This is a genomic window from Streptomyces sp. NPDC026246 (genome assembly GCF_055567995.1).
In genome coordinates, this window is the sequence record NZ_JBVHPJ010000002.1 from 424,309 (window position 1) to 437,293 (window position 12,985).

10 protein-coding genes are annotated in these 12,985 nt (G+C 70.0%); 1 reads left to right on the plus strand and 9 read right to left on the minus strand.

Translation table 11 applies throughout. From position 1 onward, the window contains the following. Window positions 1-23: 23 nt before the first annotated feature. The 9 genes from rodA to ACZ4M5_RS06060 form a co-directional block, all read right to left on the minus strand. Window positions 24-1,226, minus strand: coding sequence for a rod shape-determining protein RodA (gene rodA / locus ACZ4M5_RS06020; RefSeq protein WP_467733538.1), 1,203 nt, complete (start codon window positions 1,224-1,226; stop codon window positions 24-26). Then, window positions 1,223-3,469 carry a penicillin-binding protein 2 gene (gene mrdA / locus ACZ4M5_RS06025; RefSeq protein WP_467733540.1) on the minus strand — a complete coding sequence of 749 codons (2,247 nt, stop codon included), beginning with the start codon at window positions 3,467-3,469 and terminating at the stop codon, window positions 1,223-1,225. Before mrdA ends, rodA begins: the two co-directional genes overlap by 4 nt. A 160-nt stretch (window positions 3,470-3,629) precedes the next feature. Next, on the minus strand, window positions 3,630-4,304 hold the full coding sequence (gene mreD, locus ACZ4M5_RS06030; protein WP_467733542.1) for a rod shape-determining protein MreD: 675 nt from the start codon (window positions 4,302-4,304) through the stop codon (window positions 3,630-3,632). Between the two features lie 13 nt (window positions 4,305-4,317). After that, window positions 4,318-5,265 carry a rod shape-determining protein MreC gene (gene mreC, locus ACZ4M5_RS06035; protein WP_467733544.1) on the minus strand — a complete coding sequence of 316 codons (948 nt, stop codon included), beginning with the start codon at window positions 5,263-5,265 and terminating at the stop codon, window positions 4,318-4,320. Between the two features lie 144 nt (window positions 5,266-5,409). Then, window positions 5,410-6,429 (minus strand): rod shape-determining protein, encoded by a 1,020-nt coding sequence (locus ACZ4M5_RS06040; protein WP_006133575.1) that lies wholly within the window; start codon window positions 6,427-6,429, stop codon window positions 5,410-5,412. Between the two features lie 275 nt (window positions 6,430-6,704). Then, the gene (gene ndk, locus ACZ4M5_RS06045) at window positions 6,705-7,118 is read right to left on the minus strand and encodes a nucleoside-diphosphate kinase (protein WP_369195661.1); all 414 of its coding nucleotides are present in this window, start codon (window positions 7,116-7,118) and stop codon (window positions 6,705-6,707) included. Between the two features lie 66 nt (window positions 7,119-7,184). Continuing rightward, window positions 7,185-7,541 (minus strand): DUF4233 domain-containing protein, encoded by a 357-nt coding sequence (locus tag ACZ4M5_RS06050; protein WP_467733546.1) that lies wholly within the window; start codon window positions 7,539-7,541, stop codon window positions 7,185-7,187. 6 nt (window positions 7,542-7,547) lie between these two features. Further along, a complete protein-coding gene (gene folC, locus ACZ4M5_RS06055; protein ID WP_467733548.1) occupies window positions 7,548-9,071 on the minus strand; it encodes a bifunctional tetrahydrofolate synthase/dihydrofolate synthase in 1,524 nt (507 codons plus the stop codon). 163 nt (window positions 9,072-9,234) lie between these two features. Then, entirely contained in the window at window positions 9,235-11,859 is a 2,625-nt protein-coding gene (locus ACZ4M5_RS06060) for a valine--tRNA ligase (protein WP_467733550.1), read from the minus strand. A gap of 138 nt (window positions 11,860-11,997) precedes the next feature. Here ACZ4M5_RS06060 and ACZ4M5_RS06065 point away from each other — a divergent pair, with 138 nt between their 5' ends. Next, a complete protein-coding gene (locus ACZ4M5_RS06065) occupies window positions 11,998-12,960 on the plus strand; it encodes a hypothetical protein (protein WP_467733552.1) in 963 nt (320 codons plus the stop codon). Window positions 12,961-12,985 lie beyond the last annotated feature (25 nt).

Below are 12,985 nucleotides of genomic sequence, written 5' to 3' on the forward strand. Positions count from 1 at the left end.
GCCACAAGGCACCCCGTACCCGCTCAGGCCGACATCGGCCGCTGCACTCTGATCGACTGCAGCAGTCCCACCGCTATCCACACGGCGAACATCGACGAGCCGCCGTAGGACACGAAGGGCAGGGGCAGGCCGGTGACGGGCATGATCCCCAGGGTCATGCCGACGTTCTCGAACGTCTGGAAGGCGAACCAGGCGATGATGCCCGCGACGACGATCGTGCCGTACAGGTCCGAGGTGTCCCGGGCGATCGCGCAGGCCCGCCACAGGACGATCCCGAGCAGCAGGATGATCAGGCCGCCGCCGAGGAAGCCGAGCTCCTCCCCCGCCACCGTGAAGACGAAGTCGGTCTGCTGCTCGGGCACGAACTGCCCGGTGGTCTGCGAGCCGTGGAAGAGGCCGGAGCCGGTCAGTCCGCCCGAGCCGATGGCGATCCGGGCCTGGTTGGTGTTGTAGCCGACGCCGGCCGGGTCGAGCTCGGGGTTGGCGAAGGCGGCGAAGCGGTTGATCTGGTACTCGTCGAGAATCCCGAGCTGCCAGACGGTGATCGCCCCGAGGGCGCCGGTGCCGATCAGGCCGAAGACCCAGCGGTTGGAGGCCCCGGAGGCCAGCAGCACGCCCAGCACGATGATGACCATGACCATCACCGACCCGAGGTCCGGCATGAGCATCACGATCGCCATGGGCACGGCGGCCAGGCCGAGCGCCTGCACGACGGTGCGGTGGTCGGGGTAGGTCTTGTCGCCCGCGTCGACCCGGGCCGCCAGCAGCATCGCCATGCCCAGGATGATCGTGACCTTCACGAACTCCGAGGGCTGCAGCGAGAAACCGCCGGGCAGCTTGATCCAGGAGTGGGCGCCGTTGATCGTCGAGCCGAGCGGGGTCAGCACCAGCAGGATCAGCAGCACCGAGACGCCGTACAGCAGCGGCACGACGGTGCGCAGGCCGCGGTGGCCGAGCCAGATCGTGGCGACCATCAGGGCGAGCCCGATGCCGGTGTTCAGCAGGTGCCGGACGAGGAAGTAGTACGGGTCGCCCTGGTTGAGCTCGGTGCGGTTGCGGGTGGCCGAGTAGACCAGGAGCGTGCCGAGCAGCGACAGGGCGAGCGCCGCGAGCAGGATCGGCCAGTCGAGGCGCCGGGCGACCGAGTCGCGGGCGAGCAGCCGCGTCCAGCCGGAGCGCTCGGGCCCGTAACCGGAGACCTGGAAGCTGTTCACACCGCCGGTCATGTGGGCAACCTCCGGCTTCCCCGCCGGCGCCGGCGCCTGCGGGTGTCGCGGTTCTCGGGCGACGGCGGGGCCGACGTCGCGGGCTGGAGCGGATCGGCCGGGGCGTTCGGGTCCTGCTTCTTCGCCTGCTGGTCCTTGGCCGGGTCCTTGGGCAGCTTCGGCGAGGCGATGGTGCCGTCGACCTTGATCTTGGGCAGGGTCTTCTGCGGCGTGGGCAGCAGGGCCTTCTTGGTGTCGATGTCGCCTTCCGGGGAGACGCCGTAGAGCGCGTTGTAGATGTTGCGCACGGCGGGGCCGGAGGCGCCGGAGCCCGTACCACCCTGGGAGATCGTCATGACGATCGAGTAGTCCTTGGTGTACGTGGCGAACCAGGAGGTCGTCTGCTTGCCGTAGACCTCCGCCGTACCCGTCTTGGCGTGCATCGGGATCTTGTCCTGCGGCCAGCCGCCGAACCTCCAGGCGGCGGTACCGCGGGTGGCGACTCCCGCGAGGGCTTCGTCTATCTCGTCGCGCGTCTTCTGCGTCATCGGGAGCTTGCCGTGGGACCGGGGCTTGATCGGCGTCACGGTCTTGCCGTCGGCGCTGATGACCGCCTTGCCGACGGAGGGGTTGTACATCGTGCCGCCGTTGGAGATGGCCGCGTAGATGGTGGCCATCTGGATCGGCGTGACGAGGGTGTCGCCCTGTCCGATGGAGTAGTTGACGGAGTCACCGGCGCGCAGGCGGTTGCCTTCGAGGCAGTTCTCGTAGGCGATCTTCTCGGCGTAGCTGCCGTTGCGCTTGCCGGTGCGGCACCAGACGTCCTTGTTGGCCTTCCAGTAGTTCAGCTTCCACTGGCGGTCGGGGACGCGGCCGGTGACCTCGTTGGGCAGGTCGATGCCGGTCTCCTTGCCGAGACCGAACTGGTGGGCGGTCTTGTAGAACCAGTCGTTGGCCTTCTTCTTCGGCTTGGTGCCGCCGTCGCGCTTCCACTCCTCGTGGGAGAGGCGGTAGAAGACGGTGTCGCAGGAGACCTCCAGGGCGCGGCCGAGGCTGATCGCCCCGTAGCCCTTGGACTCGAAGTTCTTGAAGACCTGGCCGCCGATGGAGTAGGCGCTGGAGCACTCGTAGGGGCCGTTGAAGGAGTAGCCGGCGTTGACCGCGGCGGCCGTCGGGATGACCTTGAAGATGGAGCCGGGCGCCGACTGGCCCTGGATGGCGCGGTTCAGCAGCGGGTAGTTGGAGCTCTTGCCGGTGAGGCGGGCGTAGTCCTTGGCGGAGATGCCGCCCACCCAGGCGTTCGGGTCGTAGGTCGGGTTGGAGGCCATGGCGACGACGCGGCCGGTCTTGGCCTCCATGACGACGACGGCGCCGGAGTCGGCCTTGTAGTTCGTGCCCGTGTTGCGGTCGTGCTCCTTGCGGGCCTGCTTCATGGCCTCGTTCAGCTCGTACTCCGCGATCCGCTGGACGCGGGCGTCGATGCTGGTGACGAGGTTGTCGCCGGGGTGGGCGGGGTCGGCTTCCGCCTGGCCGATGACACGGCCGAGGTTGTCGACCTCGTAGCGCGTGACGCCGGCCTTGCCGCGCAACTGCTTGTCGTACTGGCGCTCCAGGCCCGAGCGGCCGACCTGGTCCGAGCGCAGGTACGGCGAGTCGGTGTCCTGGGCCTTGGTGATCTCCTCGTCGGTGACCGGGGAGAGGTAGCCGAGGACCTGGGCGGTGTTGGCCTTGCCCGGGCCCGCGTAGCGGCGCACGGCCTGCGGCTCGGCGCTGATGCCGGGGAAGTCCTCGGCGCGCTCGCGGATCTGCAGGGCCTGCTTGGGGGTGGCCTCGTCGGTGATGGGGATGGGCTGGTAGGGCGAGCCGTTCCAGCAGGGCTGGGGCGTCTCGGCGTCGCACAGCCGGACCTTCGCCTGGACCTCCTTGGGCGACATGCCGAGGACCCCCGCGAGCTTGGTGAGGACCTCCTTGCCGTCGTCCTTCATCTTCAGCAGGTCCGTGCGGGACGCGGAGACCACCAGGCGTGTCTCGTTGTCGGCGAGGGCCACGCCCCGGGCGTCCAGGATGGAGCCGCGCACGGCGGGCTGGACGACCTGCTGGACGTGGTTGCCGGAGGCCTCCTTGGCGTAGGCCGCGCCCTCACGGATCTGGAGGTACCACAGGCGTCCGCCGAGGGTGAGCAGGAGGGAGAGGACGAGGACCTGGATGACGACGAGCCGGATCTGGACGCGTGAGTTCCGCCCGGTCTCGGGGATGTTGGTCACTGCGGCTGCCTCCCCCTCTCGGTGTGCGTACGGCTGTGCGCGACCGGCCGTCTGCCGGCGCACGTGTGTGCGGTGTCGAGTGATGAACGCCCGGTCCCTGAACCGGCGTTCCCACCGGAGCGGTCCGTTCGGGTGAACTTCCCCGTGCGTGCCCCCGGGTTCACAGGCGCTTGACCCCCTTGATGCGCCCGGCGCGCGCCATCCGCGCCCGGGCCGCCTTCACCCGCAGGCCGTTGCGCTGGCTGCCGATCTTCAGGCCGGTGCCGCCGGCGAGCCAGCCGGAGGAGATGTCGGTGGCCTTGGCGGCGGCCGAGGTGGACTCGGCGAGCGGATCGTTGTCGACCTTGCGGGCCAGCGCCATCACACCCGGCACCACGAACGGGGCGAGCAGCAGGTCGTACAGGGCGGCCGTGAACAGCAGTCCGCCCAGGCCCACGTGGCGGGCGGCGGTGTCCCCGACGAGGGCGCCGACCCCGGCGTACAGCAGGGTGGAGCCGACGGCGGCGGCCACCACCACGACCATGGGCCCGGTTGCGGACTTCAGCTGGCCGGTCTCGGGCTTGACCAGGCCCGCGAGGTAGCCGATGACGCACAGCACCAGGGCGTACCGCCCGGCCGCGTGGTCGGCGGGCGGGGCGAGGTCGGCCAGCAGTCCCGCGGCGAAGCCGATCAGGGCGCCGCCGACGTGCCCGTACACCAGCGCCAGGCCCAGCACGGTGAGCAGCAGCAGGTCGGGCACGGCGCCCGGCAGGTGCAGGCGGGCGAGGACGCTGACCTGGATCACCAGGGCGACGACGACCAGGGCGGAGGAGAGCAGGATCCGGTTGACGCGCATGGGATGTGAGCTCCTACTGCTCTTGCTGGTTCTGGCCGTCCACGGGGGCCTCGGCGGACGGCGTCACGGTCACCGTCACCGTCGGCCTCGGGGTGGGCTTGGGCTTGGGCGGGAGCACCGTGTCGCGGGGGTCCTTCTTCGGGGCCTGGACGACGACACCGACGATGTCGAGCTTGCTGAAGGCGGCGTACGGCGTGACGTAGAGCGTGCGGGTCAGGTCGCCGCCGGAGGGGTCGACGCGGGAGACCACGCCGACGGGCACGCCGGGCACGAACGGCCGGTCGGCCTGCGAGCCGAAGGTGACCAGGCGGTCCCCCTTCTTCACCTCGGCCTTGCCGTTGAGCAGTTCGACGCGCAGCGGGCGGTCGCCCTGGCCGGAGGCGAAGCCGAGTTCGTCGCCGGACTCCATGCGGGTGCCGACGGTGAAGTCGGGGTCGCTGGCGAGCAGCACGGTGGCGGTGTGCGGACCGACGGTGGTGACGCGGCCGACGAGCCCGTCGCCGTTCAGGACGGTCATGTCGCGCTTGATGCCGTCCTGGGCGCCGACGTCGATCGTGATGGTCCAGGAGAAGCCCTGCGCCGCGCCGATGGCGATGACCTCGGCGCCCTTGATGCCGTACTGCCCCTGGCCGGCGACCTTCAGCATCTTGTCGAGTTGCTTGAGCCGGCTGCGGCTGCGGTCGTCGCTGCCGAGGCGGGCCTTCAGGGCCGCGTTCTCCCGCTCCAGCGTGGCGAGCCGGTCGTGCCGCTCCCCGGAGTCACGGATGGCGGAGACCGCGTTGCCGACCGGGTCGACCGCGGCCGAGACTCCGCTCTCGATCGGGCCGAAGACCGTCGCCGCGCCCTGCCGGGCACCGTCGACGGGCGAATCCTCCCCGCCGCGGATGTCCACCGTGATCAACGCGAAAGCGATGGCGATCAGCAGCACCAGGAGCAGCCGGCTCTCTCGTGTGTCCCTCACGTGCGGCGGCCGTGCCTTCCTCATAGGAATTCGGGATGCCCCACGGAATACCGGGGGGCTGCTTTTGTGGGAGCTTATGCCTCTATATCAACGATCCGCCGTACGAGAGGAGATCGTCCCGTACGGCGGAATCGAAGAGTTATGTCATCTGCGCGGCTGGGCGTCCAGCACCTGCTGGAGTGCCTCGAACTCCTCGACGCACTTTCCGGACCCGAGCGCCACGCTGTCCAGGGGGTCCTCGGCGATGTGGATCGGCATGCCGGTCTCCCGGCGCAGCCGCTCGTCCAGGCCCCGCAGCAGCGCTCCACCGCCGGTCAGAACGATTCCCCGATCCATGATGTCGCCGGACAGCTCCGGCGGGCACTTGTCGAGGGTCGTCTTGACGGCGTCGACGATCGCGTTGACCGGCTCCTCGATCGCCTTGCGGACCTCGGCGGCGGAGATGACGACGGTCTTCGGCAGCCCGGACACCAGGTCCCGGCCGCGGATTTCGGTGTGCTCGTCGGTGTCGAGGTCGTACGCCGAACCGATCGTGATCTTGATCTGCTCGGCCGTCCGCTCACCCAGCAGGAGCGAGTACTCCTTCTTGATGTGCTGGATGATCGCGTTGTCCAGCTCGTCGCCCGCGACGCGGATGGACTGGGCGGTGACGATGCCGCCGAGGGAGATGACCGCGACCTCCGTCGTGCCGCCACCGATGTCGACCACCATGTTGCCCGTGGCCTCGTGGACCGGCAGGCCGGAGCCGATGGCCGCGGCCATGGGCTCCTCGATGATGTGCACCTGGCGGGCGCCGGCCTGGGACGACGCCTCGATGACGGCGCGGCGCTCGACGCCCGTGATGCCCGAGGGCACACAGACGACGACCCGCGGACGAGCCAGATAGCGCCGCTTGTGGATCTTCAGGATGAAGTAGCGGAGCATCCGCTCGGTGATCTCGAAGTCGGCGATCACGCCGTCCTTCAGCGGACGCACGGCAACGATGTTGCCGGGCGTGCGCCCGATCATCTTCTTCGCTTCGGCGCCGACCGCGAGGATGCCACCGGTGTTGGTGTTGATCGCGACGACGGACGGTTCGTTGAGTACGATCCCGCGACCCCTGACGTACACCAGCGTGTTGGCGGTCCCGAGGTCGACAGCCATGTCACGGCCGATGAACGACATTGAGTTCCCCATCGAGATTCGTCTGGCCTTCCTGTGCGCTTTTGAGGGCTTTTCAGGTCGGCGAAGGTGGGTGCTGTGACGTGAAGGCTTCCATGGTAGACGCGCCTTCGCGAACACTGCGGGAGGGTCCTGGCCATTGTCAGCAGATGGCGGCCGCATCCGCTTGTGGAGACGGGCGTTCGGGGCCGTTCGTTCCCTCGATCGCCACGCATATGCCGCAAAGCCCGGGGACCTCGGCCCCCGGACCCGCCCTGTGTGCCGGTGCGGTGCGGACGTTACGAACGGCCGGGGAAGAAGATCTTCACCTCGCGCTCGGCGGACTCCTCGGAGTCCGAGGCGTGGATCAGGTTCTCCCGGACGATCACACCGAAGTCACCGCGGATGGAACCGGGCGCCGCGGCGATCGGGTCGGTCGGGCCGGCCAGCTGCCGCACACCCTCGATGACGCGCTCGCCCTCGACGATCAGCGCCACGACCGGGCCGGAGGACATGAACGCCACCAGCGGCTCGTAGAAGGGCTTGCCCTTGTGCTCGCCGTAGTGCTGCTCCAGCGTGTCCTGGTCCAGGGTGCGCAGCTCCAGCGCGGTGATCGTCCAGCCCGCCTTGCGCTCGATGCGGCTGATGATCTCGCCGGTCAGGCCGCGACGGACGGCGTCGGGCTTGAGGAGGACGAGGGTGCGCTGGCTCACGACGGGCTCCTTATGCAATCAAGGTGGTGCGGTGGGACGAGGTTACCCGGCGTGTCGGCGTGCCCGTCACGCAGCGTCAGGCGTGGAGGATGCCGCCTGGGCCGCGAATCTCGCCTTTGCCGCGTCGACCTTCCGGCCGTAGTGCACCGACGCCCACCACAGGGCCGCGAAGACCACGCCCAGGAAGAACATCATCGGCACCGCGAACCCCGACGCGATGAGCGCGATCTGCAGCGCCCAGCCCAGGGCGACCCCGCCGGGACGCGTCACCAGGCCGCACAGCAGCAGGCACAGGAACATCGCGACACCGCTGACCGTCCACACGGTCGTCATGGACAAGTCGGGGTCCTTCATGGCGACCAGGCCGGCGAAGCCGATGATGAAGAACTCGCCGATCAGCGTCGAGGAACAGAGCGTGCGCACGGAACCTCAGCCCCTTCCCAGCAGCAGTCGGGCCTCGCCGACGGTGATGACGGAACCGGTGACGAGCACACCGCCGCCGGCGAACTCGCCCTCCTCCTCGGCCAGCGTGATCGCGGCCTCCAGGGCGTCCGGCAGCCGCGGCTCGACCTGCACGCGCTCCTCGCCGAACACCTCGACGGCGATACCGGCCAGCTCGTCGGCGTCCATCGCGCGGTGGCTGGAGTTCTGCGTGACGACGACCTCCGCGAACACCGGCTCGAAGGCTTCCAGGAGGCCGCGCACGTTCTTGTCGCCGCTCGCGCCGACCACCCCGATGAGACGGCTGAACTGGAACGCCTCCCCGATCGCCTCGGCCGCGGCCCGGGCACCGGCCGGGTTGTGCGCGGCGTCCAGCACGACCGTCGGCGAGCGCCGCACGACCTCCAGACGGCCCGGCGAGGCCACGGCCGCGAACGCCTTGCGGACCGTGTCCACCTCCAGCGGCTCGGGCCGCTGGGCGCCGACCCCGAAGAACGCCTCCACCGCGGCCAGCGCCACGGCCGCGTTGTGCGCCTGGTGCGCCCCGTGCAGCGGCAGATAGACCTCCGGGTACTCGCCGCCCAGCCCCCGCAGCGTCACCAGCTGACCGCCGACGGCCACCTGCCGGTCGACGACGCCGAACTCCAGGCCCTCCCGGGCCACCGTCGCGTCCACGTCGACGGCCTTCTTCAGCAGCACCTGCGCGGCGCCGACCGGCTGCTGCGCCATGATGACCGTCGCGTCCTGCTTGATGATCCCGGACTTCTCCGTGGCGATCTCGGCGTGCGTGGAGCCCAGCCGGTCGGTGTGGTCCAGGTCGATGGGCGTCACGACGGCGACGTCACCGTCGATCACGTTCGTGGCGTCCCAGGAGCCGCCCATGCCGACCTCGACGACGGCGACGTCCACGGGGGCGTCCGCGAAGGCCGCGTACGCCATGCCCGTGAGCACCTCGAAGAACGACAGCCGGTACTCCTGCTGCCCGTCGACCATCTCCACGTACGGCTTGATGTCCTGGTACGTCTCGATGAACCGCTCGGGGGCGACCGGGGCGCCGTCCAGGCTGATGCGCTCGGTGATCGACTGCACGTGGGGCGAGGTGTAGCGCCCGGTGCGCAGCTCGAAGGCGCCGAGCAGGGCCTCGATCATGCGGGCGGTGGAGGTCTTGCCGTTGGTGCCCGTGATGTGGATCGAGGGGTACGACCGCTGCGGCTCGCCCAGGACGTCCATCAGCGCGGCGATGCGGGCGACGGACGGCTCCAGCTTGGTCTCGCCCCAGCGCGTGGCGAGCTCCGTCTCGACCTCGCGCAAGGCCTTGTCCACCTCGGGGTCGGCGGGCCGCGTGGGGACGTCGGCGTCGGGCGGGCCGCCCTGGGTGCGCAGGGTGCGGCTGCCGGCCTCGATGACGGCGAGGTCGGGGTCGCGGGTGGTCTCCTCCGCGATGATCTCGTCGAAGGGGTCCAGGGGGTCGGGCTGGTCGTCGGCGCTGTGGTCCGGGGGGAGCTCGCTCACGGGGCCCAGTCTACGGAGACCGACTGACATTGTTCGCGGTGGCTTGTGTCGTCGGGTGCGTGCCCGTTCGTCCTGGCTCGTCGCGCCGTTCCCCGCGCCCCTGTACGGCGTGAAGGCCCCCGGCGCCGACAAGCACCGGGGGCCTTCACGCCGTACGGGCGGGCTACGCCTGCGGCAGGCGCTCCAGCTGGGACTGGATGCGGGCGATGTCCTCCTCCGCCTTGGCCAGGCGGGTGCGGATCTTGTCCACGACGTGGTCGGGGGCCTTCGCCAGGAACGCCTCGTTGCCGAGCTTGGCGTTCGCCTGGGCCTTCTCCTTCTCGGCCGCGGCGAGGTCCTTCGCCAGGCGCTTGCGCTCCGCCGCCACGTCGATCGTGCCGGACAGGTCGAGCGCGACCTCGGCACCGGCGACCGGCAGGGTCGCCGTGGCCGTGAAGGACTCGCCCTCCGGCTGGAGGCGGAGCAGCTGTCGGATGGCCGCCTCGTGCGGCGCGAACGGCGTGCCGTCCAGGGTGAGCCGGGCCGGGACCCGCTGGCCGGGCTGCAGGCCCTGGTCGGCGCGGAAGCGGCGGACCTCGGTGATGACCGACTGGAGCGACTCGATCTCGCGCTCGGCGTCGGCGTCCCGGAAGCCGCTGTCCTTCGGCCAGTCGGCGATGACGACCGACTCGCCGCCGGTCAGCGTCGTCCACAGCGTCTCGGTGACGAAGGGGACCACCGGGTGCAGCAGCTTCAGCGTGACGTCGAGGACCTCGCCCAGGACGCGCTGGGAGACCTCGGCCGCCTCGCCGCCCGCCTGGAACGTCGTCTTGGACAGCTCGACGTACCAGTCGAAGACCTCGTCCCACGCGAAGTGGAACAGGGCGTCGGAGAGCTTGGCGAACTGGTAGTCCTCGTAGAACGCGTCCACCTCGGCGACGACCGAGTTGAGGCGGGAGAGGATCCAGCGGTCGGTCGACGACATCTTCGAGGCGTCCGGCAGCGGGCCCTCGATCGTCGCGCCGTTCATCAGCGCGAAGCGCGTCGCGTTCCAGATCTTGTTGGCGAAGTTGCGCGAGCCCTGGACCCAGTCCTCGCCGATCGGGACGTCGACGCCCGGGTTGGCGCCGCGGGCCAGGGTGAAGCGCAGGGCGTCGGAGCCGTACTTGTCCATCCAGTCCAGCGGGTTGACCGCGTTGCCGAAGGACTTCGACATCTTCTTGCCGAACTGGTCGCGGACCATGCCGTGCAGGGCGATGGTGTGGAACGGCGGGGTGCCGTCCATCGCGTACAGGCCGAACATCATCATCCGGGCGACCCAGAAGAAGAGGATGTCGTAGCCGGTGACCAGGACGGAGTTGGGGTAGAACTTCGCGAGCGACTCGGTCTGCTCGGGCCAGCCGAGCGTGGAGAACGGCCACAGGCCGGAGGAGAACCAGGTGTCGAGGACGTCGGTGTCCTGACGCCAGCCCTCGCCGGTCGGGGCCTCGTCGTCGGGGCCGACGCAGACGACCTCGCCGTTCGGGCCGTACCAGACCGGGATGCGGTGGCCCCACCACAGCTGGCGCGAGATGCACCAGTCGTGGAGGTTGTCGACCCAGTCGAAGTAGCGCTTCTCCATCTCCTGCGGGTGGATCTTGACCCGGCCGTCGCGGACGGCGTCACCGGCCGCCTTGGCCAGCGGGCCGACCTTGACCCACCACTGCATGGACAGGCGCGGCTCGATGGTGGTCTTGCAGCGCGAGCAGTGGCCGACGGAGTGGACGTAGGGCCGCTTCTCGGCGACGATCCGGCCCTCGGCGCGCAGTGCGGCGACGATCGCCGAGCGGGCCTCCAGCCGGTCCAGGCCCTGGAAGGGGCCGTGGGCGGTGATGACCGCGTGCTCGTCCATGATCGTGATGGCCGGCAGGTCGTGGCGCTGGCCGATCTCGAAGTCGTTCGGGTCGTGCGCGGGGGTGACCTTGACGGCGCCCGTGCCGAACTCGGGGTCGACGTGCTCGTCGGCGACGACCGGGATGGAGCGGTCGGTCAGCGGCAGCTTGATCTGCTTGCCGACCAGATGCTTGTAGCGCTCGTCCTCGGGGTGGACGGCGACGGCCGTGTCGCCGAGCATCGTCTCGGCGCGGGTGGTGGCGACGACGATGGTGTCGTCCCCGTCGCCGTACGTCATGGAGACGAGTTCGCCGTCGTCGTCCTGGTACTCGACCTCGATGTCCGAGATGGCCGTCAGGCACCGGGGGCACCAGTTGATGATGCGCTCGGCACGGTAGATCAGCTCGTCGTCGTAGAGCCGCTTGAAGATGGTCTGGACGGCCTGGGACAGGCCCTCGTCCATCGTGAAGCGCTCGCGCGACCAGGCGACGCCGTCGCCCAACCGCCGCATCTGACCGCTGATCTGGCCGCCGGACTCGCCCTTCCACTGCCAGACCCGCTCGACGAAGGCCTCCCGGCCGAGGTCGTGCCGGGACTTGCCCTCCTTGCCGAGCTCGCGCTCGACGACGTTCTGCGTGGCGATGCCGGCGTGGTCCATGCCGGGCTGCCACAGCGTCTCGAAGCCCTGCATCCGCTTACGGCGGGTCAGGGCGTCGATGAGGGTGTGCTCGAAGGCGTGCCCGAGGTGCAGGCTCCCGGTGACGTTCGGCGGCGGGATGACGATGGTGTACGGCGGCTTCTCACTCTTGGCGTCCGCCTCGAAGTAGCCCCGCTCCACCCAGCGCTCGTACAGCGGCCCCTCTACGTCGGCCGGCGCGTACTGGGTCGGCAGGTCGGTGCTGGGCGCGGGTGGCTGCTGCTGAGCGTTCTCGGTCACGGGGCTCAGTTTAGAGGTGTCACGACCCCGTCCCGAAACGCGTTTCGTTTGTAACGGTGGCGGCCCCGATGCCATGCACACGGCGGGTCTGCGCCAGGATGTCGGTAAGACCTGAACATCTGGAGGGGAACCCAGAAGATGAGCTACAACCAGCCGGGCCCGTACGGCGGGCAGCCCCAGCAGCCCGGACCGTACGGCCAGCCGGGCCCGTACGGCCAGCCGCCGCAGGCGCCCCAGCCCGGCTACGGCTACCCCCAGCAGGCTCCTCCGCCCCAGCCCGGCTACGGCTACCCGCAGCAGCCCCCGCAGGGCGTCCCGCCGCAGCAGCCCCCGTACGGCCAGCAGCCGCAGCCGCCCTACGGCCAGGCCCCCTACGGCCAGCCCCCCTACGGCGTGCCGCAGCCTCCGGCGCCGGGCGGCGGCAAGAAGAAGACGGGCCTGATCATCGGCGCGGTCGCGGTCGTCGCGGCGATCGGCGTGGGCGCGTACTTCGTCCTCGGCGGCAGCGGGGGCGCGGGCGCGCTGGAGGACGACGGGCCGCACAGGCTGGCGACGCCGGCGAAGGTGCTCACCGACTACCAGCGCACCACCAAGGACGGACAGACCGCCGGCGACGACTCGACGGCGGAACTGGAGAAGAGCGGCGTCAAGAACGCCAAGACGGCGGCGGGCCTGTACTCGACGGTCGACCTGAGCGACTACGACCCGAACGACCCGGCGTCCGCCGCGAAGATGGCCACGGCCAAGACCCTGTCGGTGGCCGGTGCCTACGGTGAGATCTCCGACCCGGAGGCGACGCTGGACCTGTTCTTCGCCAACTTCAGGAAGTCGGCCGAGAAGGAGTCGTCCACCGGGTCCGGCAAGCCCGAACTGGTCGGCGAGCCGGAGTCGGCGGACCTCGACGGCGCGGTCATGAAGTGCCAGTCGGTCAAGGGTCAGGACCAGCGGACCAAGAAGGAGAAGACCAACTGGTTCTGCGCGTGGGCCGATTACAGCACCATCGCCATCATCTCCCCCGGTGACGCGGCGCAGGGCGTCACCAAGGACGTGGCGATCGACCTCACCACGAAGGTCCGCGGGGAAGTCCGCGTCAAGGCCTGACCCCAGAGGACGACGAAGGCGCCCG